Origin of the sequence: Streptomyces sp. 184 (assembly GCF_045781775.1) — a bacterium.
Lineage (GTDB): Bacteria > Actinomycetota > Actinomycetes > Streptomycetales > Streptomycetaceae > Streptomyces.
On sequence record NZ_CP123230.1, the window covers coordinates 6,772,276 to 6,793,562 of the forward strand.

Here is a 21,287-nt window from a genome sequence, read left to right on the forward strand (position 1 = left end):
CGGCACGCGGACGGGGAATCGATACGATGAGCCCATGGTTGACCAGGACGTGACCCGGAAACACCCGGGCCGGCAGGTGCTGCTCGTGGCCCGTCTGCACGTCGACCTCTGCCGTCTCGCCAGCGCCGCCTGTCCGTCCGCGCCGCCCCGCGCGGCCGACCGCGCCTGACGCCCAGCCCGACTCCGGCGTCCGGTGCCCGGCCGCGTACGTCCCCGCCCGCCTGCGGCACGGCCGACACCGCGCCCGCAGGCGCAGCCCGACTCCCCGCATCCCACAGGAGCCCCGAAATGGCCATCGAGGTCCGCATCCCGACCATCCTCCGCAGCTACACCGACGGCGAGAAGGCCGTCCAGGGCGACGGCACCACGCTGGCCGAGCTGATCGACGACCTGGAGTCCCGGCACACCGGGATCCGCGCGCGCCTGGTCGAAGGCGACGACCTGCGCCGCTTCGTCAACGTGTACCTCAACGACGAGGACGTCCGCTTCCTCGACGGGATCGCCACCAAGCTCGCGGACGGCGACAGCGTGACGATCCTGCCCGCCGTCGCCGGCGGCGCCGGCTGATGCGCTACGACAGCCCCCTCGCGGCCGTCGGCAACACGCCCCTGGTCCTCCTGCCCCGCCTCTCCCCCGCCCCCGAGGTGCGGATCTGGGCGAAGCTGGAGGACCGCAACCCCACCGGCTCCGTGAAGGACCGCCCGGCGCTCTTCATGATCGAGCAGGCGGAGAAGGACGGCCGGCTCACCCCCGGCTGCACGATCCTGGAGCCCACCTCCGGCAACACCGGCATCTCGCTGGCCATGGCCGCGACCCTCAAGGGCTACCGCACCGTCTGCGTGATGCCGGAGAACACGAGCGACGAGCGCCGCCAACTGCTCGCCATGTGGGGCGCGGAGATCATCTCCTCGCCGGCCGCCGGCGGCTCCAACACCGCGGTGCGGGTCGCCAAGGAGCTGGCCGCCGAGCACCCGGACTGGGTGATGCTCTACCAGTACGGCAACCCCGGCAACGCCGGCGCGCACTACGCCACCACCGGCCCCGAGATCCTCGCGGACCTGCCGTCGATCACCCACTTCGTCGCCGGCCTCGGCACCACGGGCACCCTGATGGGCGCCGGCCGGTTCCTGCGCGAGCAGCGCCCGGACGTGCAGATCGTGGCCGCCGAGCCGCGCTACGACGACCTCGTCTACGGGCTGCGCAACCTCGAAGAGGGCTTCGTGCCCGAGCTGTACGACGAGTCGGTGCTCACCACCCGCTACTCCGTCGGCTCCGAGGACGCCGTGACCCGTACCCGCGAACTGCTGCGCGAGGAGGGCATCTTCGCCGGCATCTCCACCGGCGCCTCGCTGCACGCGGCGATCGGCGTGGGCCGCAAGGCGGTACGGGCCGGGGAGAGCGCCGACATCGCGTTCCTCGTCGCGGACGGCGGCTGGAAGTACCTGTCGACGGGCATCTACACCGCCGCGACCACCGAGGAGGCCGTCGCCGCGCTGCACGGCCAGCTCTGGGCGTAGCGCACGGGCGTACGCACCGGGCGCCGCCCGTTCGCGCCGGGAACGGGCGGCCGCGGCGCGGGCGACGGCCCCGCCGCGGCCTACTGCGCCCCGGCCGCGTACTCCGGTGCCGGCTCGCCCGCGCGGGCCGCGACCCGCCGTCTGCTCACCGCCCAGCCCCCCGACAGCAGCACCGCCCAGCCGGCGCCGACGTACAGCGAGACGCGGGCGTCGGAGTCCAGCGCGGTGAGCACGGTGACGAAGGCGAGGAACGCCAGCGCGAGCCAACTGCACACCACCCCGCCCGGCGCCGGGAACGACGAGGCGGGCAGCCGGCCGGCGACGACCGCGCGGCGGTAGCGGATGTGGCTGACGAGGATCATCGACCACGTCCAGATGCCGGCGGCGGTGGCCACGGACATGACGTAGCCGAACGCCTTCTCCGGTACGAGGTAGTTGAGCACCACGCCGACGGACATGACCACCACCGACATCGCGATGCCCGCGGCCGGCACCCGGCGCGGGCTCAGCCTGCCGAAGAGCTTCGGCGCCTCGGAGTTGGCGGCCAGGTCGCGCAGCATGCGGCCGGTGGAGTACATGCCGGAGTTGCAGGACGACAGGGCCGCGGTGAGCACGACGAAGTTGACGATGCCGGCCGCGAGCGGGATGCCGATCTTGCCGAAGGCCGCGACGAACGGGCTGATGCCCTCGCCGAACTCCGTCCACCGGACCACCGACAGGATGACGACCAGCGAGCCGACGTAGAAGATGACGATCCGCCAGGGCAGCGTGTTGATGGCCTTGGGCAGGGTCTTCTCCGGGTTCCTGCTCTCGCCCGCGGTGACGCCGACGAGTTCGACGGCGAGGTAGGCGAACATCACGCCCTGGAGGGTCATCAGGCTGTCGCCGACACCGTTGGGGAAGAAGCCGCCGTGGCTCCAGAGGTTGGCGGTGGTGGCGGTGCTGCCGGCCGAGGAGAAGCCGAGGGTGAGGACGCCGACGCCGATGACGATCATGCCGATGATCGCGGTGACCTTGACCATCGAGAACCAGAACTCCAGCTCCCCGAAGATCTTCACCGAGATCAGGTTGACGCCGAAGAGGAGCAGGAGGAAGACGAGCGCGCTGAGCCACTGCGGGACGGCGGGCCACCAGTAGTTGATGTAGATGGCGGCGGCGGTCAGCTCGGTCATGCCGGTGACGGCCCACATCAGCCAGTACGTCCAGCCCGTGACGTAGCCGAAGAACGGGCCGAGGAACTCGCGCGCGTACTCGGCGAAGCTGCCCGAGACCGGGCGGTAGAGGAGCAGTTCGCCCAGCGCCCGCATGATGAAGAAGATGACGACGCCGGCGAGGGCGTAGAGGAAGACGAGGCTTGGGCCGGCCTTCTCGATGATCTTGCCGGCGCCCAGGAAGAGGCCCACTCCGATGGCGCCGCCGATGGCTATCATCTGGACCTGGCGGCTGCCGAGCCCGCGCTCGTAGCCCTCGTCGGAGGCGGTCGCCGCGCGGCCGCCCTCCGGGACCTTCGCAGTGGTCATGTGAAGTTGTGCCCTTTCCCGTGCAGTACCCCGACTGAAGCTTTACCACGGGAAAAGGGCGATTATGTACAAATTAACCCGAACGGGGGCCGCAACGGGACCGCGGCGGGGACCGCGGGCTACGGCATCAGCGTCTCGATCAGGGTCTCCTGGAGCCCGCCCAGCCACAGGTACGCCATCACCATCGGCTTGCGCTCGTCCTCGTCGGGCAGCCGGAACAGCACCTCGCCGTCGTCGTCGTCCCGGATGCCGAGCCGCGCGCCTATGGCCAGCCGCAGGTCGTTCAGCGTCCCGAGCCACTGCCGCGACTCCTCCGGGTCGAGCTTGAGCACCGCGCCGCCCTCGCCCTGCACGGTCAGCAGGTCGAGCGCGCGGACGACGGCCAGGGCGTTCTCGCGCTTGCTCTCCCGCAGATCCGGCTCGGTGTAGCGGCGGAACTCCGCCGAGCGGGCCCGCTCCCGGTCGTCCGGCCCGTTGCCCGGCTCGCCGTACGCGTCCGGGAAGAGCCGCGCCAGCGCCGGGTCGGACGGCGGCTTGCTGGGGCCCTCGGTGAAGAGCGCGTCCAGCGGGTCGGCGGCCGGCGGGGCGTCCGCGGGGGCGTCGCCGGGGCCGATCAGCTCCAGGAGCTGCACGGTCAGGGTGCGCAGGATGGAGATCTCCAGCTCGTCCAGGGCGACGGCGGCGCCGCCGCCCGGGACCGCTTCGAAGTGCCCCGCCATCAGCGGTCCTGCTGGAGGGTGGCCCACAGGCCGTAGCCGTGCATCGCCTGCACGTCGCGCTCCATCTCCTCGCGGGAGCCGCTGGAGACGATGGCCCTCCCCTTGGTGTGTACGTCCATCATGAGCTTGCGGGCCTTCTCCCTGGGATATCCGAAGTACGCCTGGAAGACGTACGTCACGTAGCTCATGAGGTTCACCGGGTCGTTGTGGACGATCGTCACCCAGGGGACGTCCGGTTCAGGCACCGCCGCGGGTGACTGGGACTCGACGGTCTCCGGGCGCTCGATCTCCGTGGGTGCGACGCTCACGGTTGGCGGCAACTCCTCGTTAGCTCCGGCTGCGACCGCAGCCCTGACGCCCCCATGCTGCCACCCGAGGCGGTGCCGCAGCCATTCGGACACCTGAAATCGTCAATGTGACGAGTATGGGCGTAGGATCAGGTGCATGTCGGAACTGAAGCTGCCGGTCACCGTCCCCTCGACGGCCCTCTTCACCGATCACTACGAGCTGACCATGGTCCAGGCCGCGCTGCACGCCGGCACCGCCGGCCGGCGCTCGGTCTTCGAGACCTTCACCCGGCGGCTGCCCGAGGGCCGCCGCTACGGCGTCGTGGCCGGGACCGGGCGGGTCCTGGACGCGCTGGAGAGCTTCCGCTTCGAGCCCGAGGTGCTGAGCTTCCTCCGGGAGCACGACGTGGTCGACGCCCCGACGCTGGACTGGCTCGCGGACTTCCGCTTCACCGGCGACATCTGGGGCTACCCCGAGGGCGAGGTGTACTTCCCCGGCTCCCCGGTGCTGCGGGTCGAGGGCGGCTTCGCCGAGTGCGTGCTGCTGGAGACGGTGGTGCTGTCCATCCTCAACCACGACTCCGCCATCGCCGCCGCCGCGTCCCGGATGGCCGTCGCCGCCGTCGGCCGGCCACTGGTCGAGATGGGCGCCCGGCGCACCCACGAGCTGGCGGCGGTGGCCGCCTCCCGGGCCGCGTACGTCGGCGGCTTCACCTCCACCTCCGACCTGGCCGCCGGGTTCCGCTACGCCATCCCCACCGTCGGCACCGCGGCGCACGCCTTCACGCTGCTGCACGACAGCGAGCGGGAGGCGTTCACCGCCCAGGTGGAGTCCATGGGCGTGGGGACGACCCTGCTGGTCGACACGTACGACGTGGCTTCCGCGGTCCGTACCGCCGTGGAGGTCGCGGGGCCGGAGCTGGGCGCCGTGCGCATCGACTCCGGCGACCTGCTGCTGGTCGCGCACCGGGTGCGCCAGCAGCTCGACGAGCTGGGCGCGGACCGGACCCGGATCATCGTCACCAGCGACCTCGACGAGTACGCCATCGCCTCGCTCGCCGCCGCGCCCGTGGACGCGTACGGGGTGGGCACCCGGCTGGTCACCGGCAGCGGGCACCCGACGTGCTCGATGGTCTACAAGCTGGTCGCCCGCGCCGCCTCCGACGCCGCGGACGCCCCGCTGGTGCCGGTGGCGAAGAGGTCGTCGGGCGGGAAGACGTCGATCGGCGGCCGTAAGTGGGCGGCCCGGCGGCTCGACGCGGACGGCGTCGCCGAGGCGGAGGTCGTCGGCACCGGGGAGGTGCCCGCGGAGCTGGCGGGGCGGGAGCTGCTGGTGCCGCTGGTGCGCGGCGGGAAGGTCGTGGGGCGGGAGCCGATGGACGACGCCAGGGCCCGGCACATCGAGGCCAGGGACGGGCTGCCGCTGTCCGCCACCCAGCTCTCCAGGGGCGAGCCGGTCCTGCCGACGGAGTACGTATGAGGCCCGGTCCAGCGGGCAGACAACCGGGACGCGCAGCGCTCGGGACCCCGGCGCTCCGTCCTTCCGACGCCGACCCACGAAGGGCATCCGCACCATGCATCGTGCACTGATCGTCGTTGACGTGCAGAACGACTTCTGCGAGGGCGGCAGCATGGGGGTGACCGGCGGCGCGGACGTCGCCGCCGCGATCACCGACCTGATCGGCCGCTCCACCGCCGGCTACCAGCACGTCGTCGCCACCCGCGACCACCACATCGAGCCGGGCGACCACTTCGCCACCCACCCGGACTTCGTCCACTCCTGGCCGCGGCACTGCGTCGCCGGCACGGAGGGCGTCGGCTTCCACCCGAACTTCGCCCCGACCGTCGCCTCCGGCGCGATCTCCGCGGTCTTCGACAAGGGCGCGTACGCGGCGGCGTACAGCGGCTTCCAGGGGGCCGACGAGAACGGCGTGCCGCTGGCGGACTGGCTGCGCGCCCGGGAGGTCACGGACGTCGACGTCGTCGGCATCGCCACCGACCACTGCGTGAAGGCGACGGCGCTGGACGCGGCGGCGGCGGGCTTCCGGACGCAGGTGCTGCTGGACCTGACTGCCGGGGTGGCGGAGGAGACCACGCACCGGGCGCTGGGGGAGCTGGCGGAGGCGGGCGTGGAGCTGACGGGCAAGCCGGTCGTCGGCTGACGCGGGGGCGCGCCGGGCGCCTGCCGGGTCCGCGCGGCCCGCGGCTGCCCTGGCCTGCCCGCGTCCCGGCCTACGTCGCCAGGCGGAAGAGGGCCACGATCGGGTGCCAGGACTCCGTGTCGTCGTCGAGCGAGCCGCGCCAGACCAGCCCGTCCGGGTGGCACAGCACGGCGGTCACCTCGTCGGGCGTGGGCGGGTGCGCGTTGCCGCGGAGGTAGACGGAGCGCAGGCCCAGGTTGCGCAGCCGGGTCAGGGCCCGGGCCCGGTTCACGGCGTGCACGAGCACACGTATCCGCCGGCCCTCCACGGGGGCCGGCAGGGAGACGGCGACGACCATGCTGCCGTCCGGCAGCCTGGTGAATCCTCCATCGCCCATGGCGCTCCTCGCGTGGTCGTCCGTCGGCCCGTCTCCTCACGTCATCTTTACGCGATCGGCCGCCGCCCCGCCAGGGGCAGCGGCCGATACGTCTCTGACCTGCGGTTCTATCGGGTCACCGCACGGAAGGCGCCACCTGGATTGTCATGGTCCGGCCATGGCCGGGCTCCTTGACGACGGAGATCTTCGTGTTGGTGTCGGGCACCTTCACGCTGCCCCCCTTGTTGCCTTCGTACCAGTACGTCCCCTTGTGATCGTCGAAGACCGAGACACCCCGCTTCGAGGAGATCTTCGTCGGCTCCCCGTCCTTGTGCAGGGTGAAGCCGTCGGTCCGCTGGGTGCTGAAGGTGGAGTCGTACGCCTGGATGCGGTTGCGCATCACCGAGCCGTCCGCCCACTTCTCCGGCTTCGCGTGCGCGTCGACGGGCAGCACCAGGCCCTCGCCGGGGTGCACGCTGGTGTTGTTGTCGAGCTGCGAGGTGTCCCACAGCCACACGGCCAGACCGTTCTGGTACGGGAAGTGCTCGACCCAGTCCGGTTTGTCGGTCGTCCAACCGAAGTTGTACGGACCGGTCTTGAGGGTCTTGTCGTACGAGAAGTACTGCCGGTTCTCGGCGATGTAGTACTGCGGGTAGTCCTTGGTGAAGGACTCCTCGACGCGCGAGAAGCCGTCCGCCGTCCAGCCCGCGTCGTCGCCCTCGGCGCCGTCCGCGAAGACCTCCGCGCCGTCCGCCGTGATCGTCAGCGCGTCGGCGGCGAAGCCCTTCTGCGCCACCCCGCCGTCGGACTGGTAGCGGAACCGCAGTTGGATCTCCTGGCCCGCGTAGGCGTCCAGCGGGTACACCAGGTCGCGGTACTCGCCCGAGACGCCGGTCAGCGCCGGCCGGTCGCCGCCGTCGCGCGGGATCTGCGCGCCGTCGGCGGTGCCGTCGAGCGGGGTGAAGGTGGCGCCGGAGTCCGTGGAGACCTCGGCGTAGAGGAAGTCGTAGTTCTCCTCGATGTCCCACCAGCCCGCAAGGCCCAGGGACGCGGTGGACTTGCCGGTCAGGTCGACCGTACGCGTCAGGGTGTTGGACAGGTCGTCGCCCATGCCGCTCCACCACTGCTTGGTGCCCTCGGCGGGCGCGGTGATGGTGGTGGTGACGGCCTTCTCCGGCAGTTCGACGACGAGCGCCTGCGGGTTGCCGTCCTTCTGCTCCTCCGCACGCCCGAGGACGTGCTTCGAGCGCTTCGCGGCCTTGGCCGTCTCGTAGTCCAGCCAGCCGAGTTGCAGCTTGTCCCAGGCGGTCATGTCGCCGGGCAGGTCGCCGATGGCGTCCTTGCCGCGGCCGAGCCAGGAACCGGAGGACATCAGCGACCAGAAGGCGGTGGAGTTCTCGCCGCCGGCGGTGTCGTACAGGTCGGGCAGGCCGAGGTCGTGGCCGTACTCGTGGGCGAAGACGCCGAGTCCGCCGTTCTCCGGCTGGACGGTGTAGTCGCCGACCCACACGCCGGTGTCGCCGATCTGGGCGCCGCCGGCCTTGTTCTCGCCGGGTCCGGTGCTGCCCGCGTCGGTGCCGTAGGCGTACCAGCGGTGCGCCCAGATGGCGTCCTCGCCCTGGACGCCGCCGCCGGCGGACTCGTCCTCGCCCGCGTGCACGAGCTGGAAGTGGTCGATGTAGCCGTCGGACTCGTCGAAGTTGCCGTCGCCGTCGAAGTCGTAGCGGTCCCAGGCGTCGTACTCGGCGAGCTGCGCCTTGATCTCCGCGTCGGTCTTGCCGGCGGCCTTCTGGTCCTCGGCCCACTTGGCGGTCGCGTCGCGCACCAGGTCCCAGACGGAGGCGCAGGTGGAGTCGCCGCAGTAGTTGGAGCCGTAGCGGGCCTCGTTCCACTTCACCGAGACCCAGTCGCTGACCTCGCCGTCCACCGTGTACTTCCCGGAGGACTGCTTCTCGTAGTACTTCGCCACGGACTGCTTGTCGGAGTCCTTGGAGAAGTAGAGGTCCTGGTAGTGCTGCCGGTCGAAGTCGGCCTGCCAGTCGGTGGAGTTGTCCACCTCCCGGTCAGGCTCGGCTATCCGGTTGTGGGCGGGGCCGGGGTCGCCGCCGTACTTCACGACGGGCGGCTCGGGGCCGTCGGGCCCGTCCGGGTCGTACATGGTCTCGTTGTCGACGCCGTCGCCGAACTCGACCAGCACGGTGAAGATCTTGTCGGTCTTCGTCCCCCGGCCCAGCTCCGCGTACTTGCCGTCGTCGAGCTTGACCACGGTCGAGCCGTTCTTCCTGACCCGCGGCTTCGTCTCGGTCTCGCCGGCGAGCAACTGCTGGAGCGCGGCCTTCTCGCGCGCCTCCTGCTGCTTGCTGAACGGGCCGTCGAGATCGTGCTCCTGGTGCTTCGGCGCCCGCGCCGGATCACGGCGCTCAAGCTGGGCTGCTCCGTCGCCGTTGTCGGCGGCTGCCTGCCCCAAGGGCAGTAGAGCCGCGCCGAGTGCGGCTGCAACCACCGTGGTAACGGCAGTTTTTGACAACTTTCTTTGCCTGCTCTTCACGTTTGCGCTGTCCCTCCCGCGTCGCCGCACGAATAGGTGTGCCTGCATTCGACCGGAGTGAACAGAGAAATGACAGTCTTGACTTGCACACTTCAGAGGACTACGGAACCGGAGCCCCTGGTGACGTCGTTGCCCACCCCGGCATGACACCGTGCGCCCCCTCGTGCACCCCCCGAGTGGGTAAGGTCACGCTTACTTGCGTCCCGGGGCGGGCACCGCCTTGGGTAGTAGGGGGGCGGCTGCACGCACGGGGCCGCCCTTTGGCACGTTCACCCGTCCGTACCGATGCTGAGCCCACCAGGGGGGCTGCCATGCCGCGTCCGACTCTCACCCAAATCCTGTACGGGTCGGCCACAGTCATCGCCTCAGCCGCAGCCATGCTGCTGCTCTCGCAGGCCGGCGCAGCCATCGCCCTCGTGGCGATCTGCGTCACCGCCCTGGCGCTCGGAGTGCTCGTCGCACTGACCGCAGCCGCACCGCGCACCCGCCGTGCTCCCGCCTTACGGGCGGAGCATCCGGGTGTGCCGCGGCGGGACGGGACCGCCGCAACCGCGGCGGACCGGCGGCCGGTCGGCGCGCAGTCCGCGCCGCGCTGAGACGGCACGACGGCGCCCGCGAGGGCGCCGACGGGGGACGGCCGAGGCACCGATGTGAAGCGGTCGGCGACCGGTTGGTCGCCGACCGCTTCGGTGTGCGCGCGATGTGCCTGCCGTGGCCGCCGGGGTGGGCGGCGGGCGGGCCGGGTCAGGGGGTGAAGCGCTGGCCCTCGGTGGAGACCACCACGGTCTTGGCCGCCTTGTCGTGCAGGCACTGGCGGTACGGCTTGTCCCAGGTGCAGGAGAGCACGTTGTAGAGCCAGAAAAGGGCGCCGACGCACGGCACGAGCTGCGGCAGCGAGTAGACGGCGGCGCGGATCCAGCCCGGGTTGCCTGCGGGGACGGCGCCGTTCTCCAGCATGCCGACGCGGATGCTCATCAGCTTCTTGCCGACGGTCTGGCCGCTGCGGGTGAGCATCAGGCCCTCGTACACGAGGTAGATCAGGACGCCGAACAGGCCCCAGCCGTACTGGGTTCCGGTGGCGTCGGTGTCGCCGAAGTCGTCGATGCTGCCGATGAGGGTGAGGAAGATCGAGAAGGGGACGTAGACGATCAGGGCGTCGATGATGCGCGCCAGCAGCCGGCGGCCGAGGCCGGCGAGCGGGGGCATCCCGGCGAGCCGCGGATCGGGGGCGCCATAGGGGGCGCTGCCGTAGCCGCCGCCGGGGCCGCCGTACGGCGGCGGGGGCGGGGGCATGGCGCCGGGGGGCTGGTCGTACGGGGAACCGCCGTGGCCGGCGCCGGAGGGCGGGGGGCCGCCGTGGCCGGTGCCGGAGGGCCGGTCGTACGGGGAGCCGCCGGAGCCGGAGCCCGGGGGCGGGGTGGCGCCCGGGCCGGACGGCGACGAGGCGTCGGGACCGGTGGGCGGGGGCGCGCCGGGGTCGGAAGGCCAGGAGGGACCCGGGTCGGTGGGCGGCGTCTCGCCGGGGCCGGACGACCAGGAGCCGCCCGGACCGGTCGGCGGGGTCGTGCCGGGGCCGGACGACCGGGACGCACCCGGACCGGTGGGCGGCGTCTCGCCGGGGCCGGCCGGCGAGGAGGCGTCCGCACCGGTGGGCGGGGTCTCGCCCGGACCGGCGGACGACGTGGCGTCGGGCCCGGTGGGCGGCGGCCCGGCGCCGTACGGCGGGGGGCCGCCCTGCGCCGGTCCCCCGCCGCCGTACGGCGGGGTGCCCGCGCCCGGCGCCGGTCCGGCCGGCGGCGGCTGCGGGGGGCCCGTGCCGGATTTCTCCGACGTCGTCGGGCCGCCCACCGGCCGCGTCGTACCGTCGCCGCCGGAGGGCGCCCCGTGCGCCCCCTGCTCGCGGCGCTCGCTGTGCTCGCTGTGCTCACCGCCCTGCGGCGGCTGCGTCTCCCCCTCCGGCCGCTGCGTGCCGTCGGACGGCGCACCGCCCTGCGGCGGCTGCTGCGAGCGCGTGGGCCTGCTGCGGTGCGGGTCGGCGCCGTCGCCGTGGTCGGAGCTCTTCATGCATCGAGTCGACCCCGGCTGTCACCGCCCCGCATCCCGGGCGCGGCCGAACGGCTCAGCCGCGCGCCACGTACGTACGCCCCGCCTTGTCGTGCCAGCACTGCCGCCACGGCTTGTCGAAGGCGCACCACAGGACGTTCAGCAGCCCGATCAGCGGCAGCAGCAGGAACACCGCGTACGTCAGCCAGCGCCGCAGCGCCGACCCCGCCGCCGGCGGGTCCTGCGACTCGATGTCCAGCACCCGCACGCCGAAGAGGCGCTTGCCGGGCGTACGCCCCCACTTCGCGGTCGGCAGCGCCTCCACGAGCAGGCCGAGGACGAGGAAGAGGCCGAGGACGAGCGCGAGATACGGGCCCGTGGTGCCGTCGATGAGCCAGACCGTGACGGTCTTGCCGGACGCCTCGGCGGCGTCGATCTTGTCCTGTACGTGGTCCACGGACTTGCCCACCAGCGGCACCGCGACCGCGGCGACGACACCGCCGACCAGCAGCCCGTCCACGAACCGGGCGCCGAGCCTGCGGCCGAGCCCGGCGGGCGGGGCGGTGCCCTGCGCGGCGCTGAGGAAGGGGTCGCTGGCAGGAGGGCGCCACGGCACGACCGGCGGCTCCCCGGCCCCGGCGCCGCCCTGCGGCAGCTCGGCGCGGGCGGCCCGCTCGGGGAGCTGCGCGGCGGGCTGCTGCGGGGTGGCGGGCGGCGGGGCGGTGCGCGCGGCCGGGGTCAGCGGCGGGGCTGAGTGCCCCGCCTGCGGCGCGAGCTGCGGCTGCCCGGGGCGGGGCTGCGGCAGCTCGGGCGTGGTCGGCGTCGGCGCCGGCCGGGCCGCCGGCAGGTCCGGCGTCGTGGGCGCCGGCTGCGCGCGCGGCAGGTCGGGGGTGGTCGGCGCGGGGAGGACGCTCGGTACGTCGGGGGTGGTCGGCGCCGGCACGTAGCCGCTCGCGGCCCGCCGCGGGTCCGCCGCCCCGGCCGCGGGCTCGATCCCGACTCCGGCACCGGCTCCGGCCCGGGGCTCGGGCTCATGCCGCTCGTGCGTCTCGTGCGTCTCGTGCGTCTCGTGCGGCTCGGACGTGCCGGGCGCCGGTACGGGCGCGGGCCCGGCCAGCCGCCGCACCTGCTCGCCCCACGAGCCCCCGCCGACGCGCGGGTCACGCCCGAGCACGCCGCCCGGCCGGTCCTGCTCGTACGCCCCGGGGCCGGCCTGTCCGCCCCCCGGCCCGGCGCCGCCCGCGGCTTCGGCGTCCTCCGCCCACCGCGCCGCCGGCAGCCGGGGCTCCTCCTCGGCGCGGCCCGGCTCCGGCGCACCGCCGCCCAGCTCGGCCGGCACCGTGAGGGCCGGCGGGTCCTGCGCGGCCTGCGCGCCCCAGGCGACGCGGCTGTCGGCCCGTTCGGCGACGTCCACGACGTCGACCGCCTGCCACGCGCCCTCGGCGGCGGCGTCCGCCGGCTCCTCGGCGGCGGCCCGCTCGGCGGCGTCCCGTACGTCGGCGTCGGCCACACCGGCCGCGCCGGCCACACCGGACGCGCCGACCGCGTCGCTGCCACCGCGCGCGGCGTGCCGCCCGCGGGGGGCGGGCGGGGCGTCCTGCGGCTCCTCCTCGTCGAGGAAGACCGGGCCGGTCTCGCTCAGCGGCGGGGCGGACGCGGCGGAGGGCTCCGCCGGGGCGGCGTCCGCGGGGCTGCCGGGAGCCTCCGGGCTCTCCGCACCGCCCGCGCTCGCGGACTCCGCCGACGCGGCCTGCTGCTCTTCGCCCGCCTGCGCGCGGCGGCTGGTGCCGGGAACCCACGCCGCACCGTTCCAGTACCGGACGTAGCCCGGGATGGAGGGGTCGGGGTAGTAACCGGGGCCGGGGATCCCGCCGCCGGAGGGTGGTGTCGGGGCGCTCATGGGGTCCACATCTACCAGAACCCGCGGACACCCGGGTCCGCCTCACCCCCGTTCCGCCTTAAGAGACTTGTCAAAGGATCTGCGGAAGTCTGCGGAAGTCGCGTAAGAGCACGGCGGTTCGGCCCTCTCTCCCCGTGCAGGCCCGCCGGACCTGCACGACGTTCGACAAGAGAGGTGCCACACCATGCAGACCGTGGTGGAACGCGAGCTGGAGCTGCGGCTCGTGCTGTCGCCGGAAAGAAGTGTTCCGGTTCCGTCCAGGCTGACGTACCGGTCGGCCGACCCGTACGCCGTCCACATCAGCTTCCACATCGGCTCGGCGACGCCGGTGAGCTGGTCGTTCGCCCGGGAGCTGCTGGTGGAGGGGGTGTTCCGGCCGTGCGGCCACGGGGACGTGCGCGTCTGGCCGACGAAGTCCGGGGCGGGGAGCGTCATCTGCCTGGCGCTGACGTCCTCGGACGGTGACGCGCTGATCGAGGCGCCGGCCGCCGTGGTCTCCACCTGGCTGGAGCGCACGCTACGGGCCGTGCCCCCGGGTGCGGAGACGACGCAGCTCGGCATGGAGGAGGGGCTGCGCGAGCTGCTGGGGCCGGCGGCGCGGGACGAGCTGTGGCTGAGCGACCCGTGGCCGTCGGACGAGTCCGGCGACACGTGACCACCGCGGCCCGCCGCACCGGCACCCGCCGCACCGCCATCCGTTACGCCGCCTCCCCCGCGCCCGCCGGAAGCTGCCCCGGGCCGCGGAACGTGCCGCGGTACGCGGTCGGCGAGACGCCCAGCGCCGCGTGCATGTGCTGCCGCAGCGACGCCGCCGTGCCGAACCCCGCGTCGGCCGCGACCCGGTCGACGCTGCGGTCCGTCTCCTCCAGCAGTTGCCGCGCCCGCTCGACGCGCTGCCGGGTGAGCCACTGCAACGGCGTCACGCCCGTCTCCTCGCGGAACCGGCGGCTGAAGGTCCGTACGCTCATCGACTCGCGCGCGGCCAACTCCCGCAGGGCGATGGGCCGGTCGAGGTGCGCCAGCGCCCAGGCCCGGGCGCGGCCGGTGGTGGACAGCTCCGGCTCGGCCACCGGCCGCGGCACGTACTGCGCCTGCCCGCCGTCGCGGTGCGGGGGCACGACGGTGCGGCGGGCCACGTCGTTGGCGACGGCGGCGCCGTGGTCGGAGCGGATCATGTGCAGGCACAGGTCGATGCCGGCGGCCTCGCCCGCGGAGGTGAGGACGCCGCGGTCCTCGGTGTAGAGCACGTCGGGCTGGAGCCGTACGGCCGGGAAGCGGCGGCGGAACAGTTCGGCCGACTTCCAGTGCGTCGTGGCCCGCCGTCCGTCGAGCAGCCCCACGGCGGCGAGCACGAACGCGCCGGTGCACACGGACGCGACGCGCGCGTCGGGCCGTACACGCCCGAGGGCCGCCCGCAGCGCGGGCGACGGCTCACCGTGCCCTGGGCCCTGCCCTCCGCCCTGCCCTTCGCCCTGCCCTTCGCGCAGCCGCGCGCCCTCGACGGCGTCCTCGGCGTGCGACGCGGGCACCACGACGGTCTCGGCGTCGTCCAGCGCCTCCGGGCCGCGCTCGACGAGCACCGGGAAGTCCGCGTCGGTACGCACCGGGCCCGGCCGCAGCGCGCAGGTGACGACCTCGTACAGCGGCTGCCCGGCGGCCCGGGCGGAGCCGAACATCTGGTGGACGAGGCCGAGTTCGAGCGGCATCACACCGTCCCGGACCAGGACGGCGACGCGGTGCGGCCCTGGGGGCGGACTCTCTGCGGAACCGGTCATGGCACGATTCTTTCATGTGCGGTTAATCCGGCCATTCGAGGGCATTGCGCCGCGCGCAACGATCACGGACAGCGACCGGCAATGGAAGATCCTGACCGGATTCTGGACGGGGTCTTCCGCTGAGCGGTGCCGATCGCTAGGTTTCCGCACACCCCCGCCGAGCAGGCGGAGGCGGGGCTCCGAGATCCGTGGCAGAGCCGCCGCGGAACAAAAGCCGGTGCCAGCTTCGACCGGCGGCTCCAGGCGCCGGCGCTGCATGGGACAGGTGCACCGGCGCGGGAAGGGCCGCACATCACTTGAGGAGGCGGCGTGCCCGCAGAGACCTCCCAGACCCTCGACCGTGGACTCCGCGTGCTGAAGCTGCTCGCCGACACCGACCACGGCCTGACCGTCACCGAGCTGTCGCACAAACTCGGCGTCAACCGCACCGTGGTGTACCGCCTGCTCGCCACCCTGGAACAGCACGCCCTCGTCCGCCGCGACCTCGGGGGCCGCGCACGGGTCGGGCTCGGGGTGCTGCGGCTGGGCCGGCAGGTGCACCCTCTGGTACGCGAGGCCGCGCTGCCGGCGCTGCGCTCGCTCGCCGAGGACGTCGGCGCGACGGCGCACCTGACGCTGGTCGACGGCAGCGAGGCGCTGGCCGTCGCGGTCGTCGAACCGAGCTGGACCGACTACCACGTCGCCTACCGCGCCGGCTTCCGGCACGCCCTGGACCAGGGCGCGGCGGGCCGGGCGATACTCAAGGGCCGCGGCCTCGGCCCGGGCGCCGGCGAGAACGACGCGGAGCTGGCGCTGGCCCTGACGCACGGCGAGCTGGAGGCGGGCGCGAGCGGGGCGGCGGCGCCGCTGCTGGGGGTGTCGGGGATAGAGGGCAGCGTGGGCGTGGTGATGCTGCACGAGATCGTGCCGGGCGAGGTGGGCCCCCGCGTGGTCTCGGCGGCCCGCGAGGTCGCACAGGCGCTGAGGTAGCCGCGCGGCCCGCCCGGCGAGGTCCCGCGCAGCCGGGCCGGCGAGGGCACCGTAGATTGGGGCCGTGCGCTCTCGTCGTGTGACCCTCGCGCTCGCCGCGGTGCCCGTGGCCGGGCTGCTCGCCGCCGCGGCGTTCGTCCCGCTGCCGTTCTCGCTCGCCAAGCCCGGGATGACCGCCGACGTGCTCGGCGAGCACCGGGGCGACCCCGTCATCTCCGTCTCCGGGGCGGAACAGCATCCGACCGACGGCGAGTTGCGGATGACGACGATCGCCGCGACCGGACCGGAGGTCGACCTGCGCGTCGCGGACATCGCCTCCGGCTGGTTCGCCACCGACGAGGCCGTGATGCCCAAGGACGCGGTGTATCCGGTGGGCGACTCCCGCAAGGAGATCCGGGAGTACAACGCGGAGCAGATGCGCGAGTCCCAGAACACCGCCGTCACCGCCGCCCTGAACCACCTCGGCCGCGACCCCGGCAGCGTGGACGTCGAGCTGCGCCTGACCGACGTCGGCGGGCCCAGCGCGGGGCTGTTCTTCGCCCTCGGGATCGTCGACAAGCTCGGGCCCGACGACCTGACGGGCGGCAAGGTCATCGCCGGTACGGGCACGATCGAGCGGGACGGCACCGTCGGCGCGGTCGGGGGCGTGCCGCTGAAGACGCAGGCCGCCAGGCGCGACGGCGCGACGGTGTTCCTGGTGCCGGAGGCGGAGTGCGGCGACGCGGAGTCGGAGCTGCCCGAGGGGCTGCGGCTGGTGCCGGTGGCGGAGCTGTCGGACGCGGTGAAGTCCCTGAAGGCGCTGGCGTCCGGCGGCGACGTACCGAGCTGCTGACGATCGCGCCGCACGACCGTACGTCGGTGCGGCCGTGCGACCGCACGGCACGGAATTCGCGTGCGGTCCGTACCCGATCTCCGTAAGGTCGGCCGGCGTGGAACCGCTCAGCGAGAAACAGATCCGTACGTCCTTCGTGAACTGCACCAAAGGCGACGCCGCCCGGCTCAGACTGCCGCTCGACTTCGCCGCGCTGCCCTGGGCTGACCTGGACTTCCTCGGCTGGGTCGACCCCGGCGCGCCGCTGCGCGCCCACCTCGTCGTCCCGCGCGCCGAAGGGCCCCTCGGGATCGCCCTGCGCGTCCCGGCGGCGGGCCGCGCCAGCGCCGTGCGCTCCCGGATGTGCCAGCTCTGCCTGACCGCGCACTCTTCCTCCGGCGTCCGCCTGCTCGCCGCCCCGCTGGCGGGCCCGCGCGGGCGGCAGGGGAACACGGTCGGCGTGTACGTGTGCGCCGATCTGGCCTGCTCGCTCTACCTGCGCGGCAAGCGGCAGCCGAAGCTGCGCACGGTGCCGCAGGAGGAGTCGCTGAGCGAGGCCGAGCGTGTCGCCCGGATGTGGGGCAACCTGGAGGATTTCATCACGAAGGTCACCGCCCCGGCCGCTCGGTAGAGCCCTCGCCGGAGGAGGGACCGCCCGAGGGGCCGGCCGGCGGACTGACCGGGGGGCCGCCCGGAGGCCCGCCCGCCGCCTGCCGCACCAGCGGGACGATGCGCAGCGGCACCGGGTTCTCCATCACGATCGCCGTCGACGCCCGCATGATGCCGTCGAACCCCACGACGAGGTCGATGACCCGCTGGAGGTCGGCGTTCGACCGCGCCACCAGCCGGCACAGCATGTCGCCGTGTCCCGTGATCGTGTGCAGCTCCAGCACCTCCGGGACGCGGGCGAGGTGGCTGCGTACGTCCGTGCCCTGGCCCTGCTTGATCTCCAGGGTGGCGAACGCGGTCACCGGGTAGCCGAGGGCCGCCGGGTCGACGTCGGGGCCGAAGCCGCGGATGACGCCGCCCGACCGGAGCCGGTCGAGGCGGGCCTGCGTGGTGCCGCGGGCGACGCCGAGGCGGCGGCTGGCCTCCAGCACGCCTATCCGCGGCTCGTTCGCGAGCAGTTCCAGCAGCCGGCCGTCGAGCTGATCGATCATCTCGCGCGCTCCTCGTTGGTCAGCTTGTACAGATAGCCCGGCCCGCACCGCGTCTCACCGGTCAACCTGTCCAGTGATTTCGGCAACTATTGCACAGCTTGCCAACCAGAGGGACCCTTTTGAGCATGACCGAGACCATTAGTCAGCCCGCTCCGCAGATCCGGCAGGACGACCCCTTCCCGGTGAAGGGGATGGACGCCGTGGTGTTCGCGGTCGGCAACGCCAAGCAGGCCGCCCACTACTACTCCACGGCGTTCGGCATGAAGCTGGTCGCGTACTCCGGGCCGGAGAACGGCAGCCGCGAGACGGCCAGTTACGTCCTGGAGAACGGCTCCGCCCGTTTCGTCCTCACCTCCGTCATCAAGGCCACCAGCGACCGCGGCCGGTCCCTCGACGCGCACGTCGCCGAGCACGGCGACGGCGTGGTCGACCTCGCCCTCGAAGTCCCCGACGCCCGCGCCGCGTACGCGCACGCCGTCGCACAGGGCGCCACCGGCCTGGAGGAGCCGTACGAGCTGAAGGACGAGCACGGCACCGTGGTGCTCGCCGCCATCGCGACGTACGGCCAGACCCGCCACACCCTCGTCGAGCGCACCGGCTACGACGGCCCGTACCTGCCGGGCTACACGGCCGCCGAGCCCATGGTCGCCCCCCCGGCGCGGCGGACGTTCCAGGCCGTCGACCACTGCGTCGGCAACGTCGAACTCGGGAAGATGGACGAGTGGGTGGCCTTCTACAACAAGGTCATGGGCTTCACGAACATGAAGGAGTTCGTGGGCGACGACATCGCCACCGAGTACTCCGCGCTGATGTCGAAGGTCGTCGCGGACGGCACGCTGAAGGTCAAGTTCCCGATCAACGAGCCGGCGCCGGGCAAGAAGAAGTCCCAGATCGACGAGTACCTGGAGTTCTACAACTCCCCCGGCGTGCAGCACATCGCGCTGGCCACGAACGACATCGTCGGCACGGTACGGACCATGCGCGCGGCCGGCGTCGCCTTCCTCGGCGTGCCGGACGCGTACTACGACACGCTCGGCGAGTGGGTCGGCGACACCCGCGTACCGATCGACGAGCTGCGGGAGTTGAAGATCCTCGCCGACCGCGACGAGGACGGCTACCTGCTCCAGATCTTCACCAAGCCGGTGCAGGACCGGCCGACGGTGTTCTTCGAGATCATCGAGCGCCACGGCTCGATGGGCTTCGGCAAGGGCAACTTCAAGGCGCTCTTCGAGGCCATCGAGCGCGAGCAGGACAAGCGCGGCAACCTCTGATCCCCGCGTGATCACCGGGTGATCGCCGGGTGATCCCCGCGTGATCGCCGGGTGATCTATGCCTGATCGCCGTCGGTTTCCCCACCCGGGCTTGGCCGTTCCGCGATCGGGATGATACGCAATTGTGATGCGTACCGAGCGGCAGCAGCAGAAGCCTGCGCGACAGGAGGAGCAAGACGAGCGGCGCCGCCCGGCGTTCCGCCCCGACGTGGAGGGGCTCCGGGCGGTCGCGCTCGGCCTGGTCCTGCTCTACCACGCGGGCGTCCCGTGGCTGCCCGGCGGCTACGTCGGCGTGGACGTCTTCTTCGTCCTCTCCGGGTTCCTCATCACCGGCCTGCTGCTGCGCGAGGCGGAGCGGCACGGCAAGGTGTCGCTGCTGCGCTTCTACGGCCGCCGGGCCCGCCGGCTGCTGCCAGCCGCCGCGGTCGTGGTGCTGGCGGTGTGCCTGGCGGCGGTGCAGTGGATGCCGCCGCTGGAGCGGCGGAACGTCGCCGAGGACGCGGTGGGCGCGGCGCTGTACGTGACGAACTGGCAGCAGGCGGGCCGGGCGGTCGACTACTCGGCGGCCGACGCGGAGGCCAGCCCGCTCCAGCACTACTGGTCGCTGGCGGTGGAGGAGCAGTTCTACCTGGCGTGGCCGCTGCTCGTGCTGGCGGTGCTGGGGACGTCCCGTACGGTACGCCGCCGGCGTACCGTACGTCCGGGCCGCTACGGGCTGCGGGCGCGGCTGGCGGTGGTGCTGGGCGCGCTGGCCGCGGTGTCGTTCGTGCACGCCGTGCGGCTGAGCGCCGAGGAGGGCGGGGTCGCCTACTTCTCCACCTTCACCCGCGGCTGGGAGCTGGCCGTCGGCGGGCTCCTCGCCCTCGTCCCCGCCGCCGCCTGGCGCCGCGTGCTGCCCGCCGCCCGGACCGGCGCGCTCGCCGCCGGTGCGCTGGCGGCGGCCGGTCTGGCGGCCGTCGCGTACGCCGGGACGCGGTTCGACGACGCCACCCTCTTCCCGGGCCCGTGGGGCCTGCTGCCGGTGCTGGGCACGGCGGCCGTCGTCGCCGCCGGCTGCGGGCCCGCCGCCCACCCCGTCGCCCGGCTGCTGTCCGTCGCGCCGCTGCGGTACGCCGGGCGGATCTCGTACTCCTGGTACCTGTGGCACTGGCCGGCCGTCGTCTTCGTACCCCTCGCGCTGGACCGCGAGCTGCCCGTCCGCTGGATGCTCGTCGTGGTCGCCGCCGCCGCGCTGCCCGCGGCGCTCACGCACCGGCTGGTGGAGGAGCCCGTACGCCGCGCCCGCGTCCTGCTCCCCACCCCCCGGGCCCTCGCCGTCGGCGCCGCCTGCACGGCCGCCACGGTGCTCGTCGCGGCCGGCTCCTGGATCTCCGCCCCGACGATAGCCCTCGCCTCCGCCGACCAGGCCCGCGGCGCCGCCGCGCTCGCCGACGAGGAGCAGCCGCAGAAGACCGCGAAGGCCCTGCGCCCGCTCCCGGAGAAGGCCACCGCAGACCGCGGCAAGGTCCACGACGACGGCTGCCTGGCCGGGCAGCAGGAGACGGAGTCCGGCGACTGCGCGTACGGGAACCCGCGCGGCACGGACACCGTGGTCCTCTTCGGCGACTCGCACGCCATGCAGTACGCGCCCGCGCTGGAGAAGGTCACCGAGCGGCGCGGCCTGCGGCTCGTCACCCTGACGAAGTCGGCCTGCACCCCGGCCCAGGTCACGGTCTTCAACAACCAGCTCCAGCGCACGTACACCGAGTGCGACGAGTGGCGCGACCACGCCCTGGAGCGGATCGAGGACGAGAGCCCGGCCCTGATCATCACGGGCACGCAGGACGTCAAGACCGTCGTCGAGGACGGCGAGCGGCTCGGCGGCAGGGAGAGCGCGCAGGCGCACCAGGAGGGCTACGAGCAGACCATGGACGACCTCCTCGGCACCGGCGCCACCGTCCTCACCCTCGCCGACAACCCCTACCCGCCCGAGGACATCCCCTCCTGCGTCTCCGGCGCCGTGCACAAGCTGGAGGACTGCGCGTTCTCGGAGGCGGACGGGTACGGGTACGAGCCGGTGAGCGCGCGGGCGAACGCGAAGTTCGACGAGGTGGCGCTCATCGACCCCAAGCCGGTGATGTGCAAGGACGGCACCTGCCCGGCGGTCATCGGGAACGTCATCGTGTACCGCAACGGGGCGCACATCACGGCGTCGTACATGGAGACCCTGACGGACTGGCTGGACAGCCAGCTCCCGCGGGTGACGTGAGG

The 21,287-nt window shown here is 73.3% G+C and carries 21 protein-coding genes; 12 read left to right on the forward strand and 9 right to left on the reverse strand.

The window, feature by feature from the left end:
- Window positions 1–34: 34 nt before the first annotated feature.
- From QBL21_RS28775 to QBL21_RS28785, 3 genes are all read left to right on the forward strand, one after another.
- Window positions 35–169: a putative leader peptide gene (locus QBL21_RS28775; protein ID WP_407565146.1), complete on the forward strand. Its 135-nt coding sequence runs from the start codon at window positions 35–37 to the stop codon at window positions 167–169.
- A 119-nt stretch (window positions 170–288) separates the two neighbouring features.
- Entirely contained in the window at window positions 289–567 is a 279-nt protein-coding gene (locus tag QBL21_RS28780) for a MoaD/ThiS family protein (RefSeq protein WP_407565147.1), read from the forward strand.
- On the forward strand, window positions 567–1,517 hold the full coding sequence (locus tag QBL21_RS28785; RefSeq protein WP_407565148.1) for a PLP-dependent cysteine synthase family protein: 951 nt from the start codon (window positions 567–569) through the stop codon (window positions 1,515–1,517). Before QBL21_RS28780 ends, QBL21_RS28785 begins: the two co-directional genes overlap by 1 nt.
- 80 nt (window positions 1,518–1,597) lie before the next feature.
- Here QBL21_RS28785 and QBL21_RS28790 read toward each other — a convergent pair whose 3' ends face one another.
- The 3 genes from QBL21_RS28790 to clpS form a co-directional block, all read right to left on the reverse strand.
- Entirely contained in the window at window positions 1,598–3,037 is a 1,440-nt protein-coding gene (locus tag QBL21_RS28790) for an amino acid permease (protein WP_407565149.1), read from the reverse strand.
- A gap of 119 nt (window positions 3,038–3,156) precedes the next feature.
- A complete protein-coding gene (locus QBL21_RS28795; protein WP_407565150.1) occupies window positions 3,157–3,756 on the reverse strand; it encodes a DUF2017 domain-containing protein in 600 nt (199 codons plus the stop codon).
- Entirely contained in the window at window positions 3,756–4,064 is a 309-nt protein-coding gene (clpS, locus tag QBL21_RS28800; RefSeq protein ID WP_018834043.1) for an ATP-dependent Clp protease adapter ClpS, read from the reverse strand. The genes QBL21_RS28795 and clpS overlap by 1 nt, the downstream gene beginning before the upstream one ends.
- Before the next feature lie 136 nt (window positions 4,065–4,200).
- On the opposite strand from clpS, the gene QBL21_RS28805 reads away from it, so the two are divergent.
- Both QBL21_RS28805 and QBL21_RS28810 read left to right on the forward strand, forming a co-directional pair.
- Window positions 4,201–5,523: a nicotinate phosphoribosyltransferase gene (locus QBL21_RS28805; RefSeq protein ID WP_407565151.1), complete on the forward strand. Its 1,323-nt coding sequence runs from the start codon at window positions 4,201–4,203 to the stop codon at window positions 5,521–5,523.
- Between the two features lie 94 nt (window positions 5,524–5,617).
- Window positions 5,618–6,205 (forward strand): isochorismatase family protein, encoded by a 588-nt coding sequence (locus tag QBL21_RS28810; RefSeq protein WP_407565152.1) that lies wholly within the window; start codon window positions 5,618–5,620, stop codon window positions 6,203–6,205.
- 70 nt (window positions 6,206–6,275) lie between these two features.
- Here the strand turns inward: QBL21_RS28810 and QBL21_RS28815 are convergent, their stop codons facing one another.
- Together QBL21_RS28815 and QBL21_RS28820 are read right to left on the reverse strand one after the other, a co-directional pair.
- The gene (locus QBL21_RS28815; protein ID WP_407565153.1) at window positions 6,276–6,581 is read right to left on the reverse strand and encodes a hypothetical protein; all 306 of its coding nucleotides are present in this window, start codon (window positions 6,579–6,581) and stop codon (window positions 6,276–6,278) included.
- Window positions 6,582–6,696: 115 nt separating this feature from the next.
- Window positions 6,697–9,156 carry an immune inhibitor A domain-containing protein gene (locus QBL21_RS28820; protein WP_407565154.1) on the reverse strand — a complete coding sequence of 820 codons (2,460 nt, stop codon included), beginning with the start codon at window positions 9,154–9,156 and terminating at the stop codon, window positions 6,697–6,699.
- A gap of 263 nt (window positions 9,157–9,419) precedes the next feature.
- On the opposite strand from QBL21_RS28820, the gene QBL21_RS28825 reads away from it, so the two are divergent.
- On the forward strand, window positions 9,420–9,704 hold the full coding sequence (locus tag QBL21_RS28825) for a hypothetical protein (protein ID WP_407565155.1): 285 nt from the start codon (window positions 9,420–9,422) through the stop codon (window positions 9,702–9,704).
- A 148-nt stretch (window positions 9,705–9,852) separates the two neighbouring features.
- On the opposite strand, the gene QBL21_RS28830 is transcribed toward QBL21_RS28825, so the two are convergent.
- A complete protein-coding gene (locus tag QBL21_RS28830) occupies window positions 9,853–11,172 on the reverse strand; it encodes an RDD family protein (RefSeq protein WP_407565156.1) in 1,320 nt (439 codons plus the stop codon).
- Window positions 11,173–11,227: 55 nt separating this feature from the next.
- The gene (locus tag QBL21_RS28835) at window positions 11,228–13,051 is read right to left on the reverse strand and encodes an RDD family protein (protein WP_407565157.1); all 1,824 of its coding nucleotides are present in this window, start codon (window positions 13,049–13,051) and stop codon (window positions 11,228–11,230) included.
- A gap of 184 nt (window positions 13,052–13,235) precedes the next feature.
- On the opposite strand from QBL21_RS28835, the gene QBL21_RS28840 reads away from it, so the two are divergent.
- A complete protein-coding gene (locus tag QBL21_RS28840) occupies window positions 13,236–13,706 on the forward strand; it encodes an SsgA family sporulation/cell division regulator (protein WP_407565158.1) in 471 nt (156 codons plus the stop codon).
- Between the two features lie 43 nt (window positions 13,707–13,749).
- Here the strand turns inward: QBL21_RS28840 and QBL21_RS28845 are convergent, their stop codons facing one another.
- Window positions 13,750–14,826 (reverse strand): GlxA family transcriptional regulator, encoded by a 1,077-nt coding sequence (locus tag QBL21_RS28845; protein ID WP_407565159.1) that lies wholly within the window; start codon window positions 14,824–14,826, stop codon window positions 13,750–13,752.
- A 309-nt stretch (window positions 14,827–15,135) separates the two neighbouring features.
- On the opposite strand from QBL21_RS28845, the gene QBL21_RS28850 reads away from it, so the two are divergent.
- From QBL21_RS28850 to QBL21_RS28860, 3 genes are all read left to right on the forward strand, one after another.
- Window positions 15,136–15,795, forward strand: coding sequence for an IclR family transcriptional regulator (locus tag QBL21_RS28850; RefSeq protein ID WP_407565160.1), 660 nt, complete (start codon window positions 15,136–15,138; stop codon window positions 15,793–15,795).
- Between the two features lie 79 nt (window positions 15,796–15,874).
- Window positions 15,875–16,627: a PDZ domain-containing protein gene (locus tag QBL21_RS28855; protein WP_407566600.1), complete on the forward strand. Its 753-nt coding sequence runs from the start codon at window positions 15,875–15,877 to the stop codon at window positions 16,625–16,627.
- Between the two features lie 97 nt (window positions 16,628–16,724).
- Complete coding sequence (locus QBL21_RS28860; RefSeq protein WP_407565161.1) at window positions 16,725–17,237, forward strand: FBP domain-containing protein; 513 nt, start codon at window positions 16,725–16,727, stop codon at window positions 17,235–17,237.
- Here the strand turns inward: QBL21_RS28860 and QBL21_RS28865 are convergent.
- Window positions 17,215–17,766, reverse strand: a complete 552-nt coding sequence (locus QBL21_RS28865) for an Lrp/AsnC family transcriptional regulator (RefSeq protein WP_407565162.1) — start codon at window positions 17,764–17,766, stop codon at window positions 17,215–17,217. The genes QBL21_RS28860 and QBL21_RS28865 overlap by 23 nt on opposite strands.
- A gap of 125 nt (window positions 17,767–17,891) precedes the next feature.
- Between QBL21_RS28865 and hppD the strand changes: the two genes are divergently transcribed.
- Together hppD and QBL21_RS28875 are read left to right on the forward strand one after the other, a co-directional pair.
- A complete protein-coding gene (gene hppD / locus QBL21_RS28870) occupies window positions 17,892–19,037 on the forward strand; it encodes a 4-hydroxyphenylpyruvate dioxygenase (protein WP_407565163.1) in 1,146 nt (381 codons plus the stop codon).
- Between the two features lie 127 nt (window positions 19,038–19,164).
- Window positions 19,165–21,285: an acyltransferase family protein gene (locus QBL21_RS28875; protein WP_407565164.1), complete on the forward strand. Its 2,121-nt coding sequence runs from the start codon at window positions 19,165–19,167 to the stop codon at window positions 21,283–21,285.
- The last annotated feature ends 2 nt before the right edge of the window (window positions 21,286–21,287 follow it).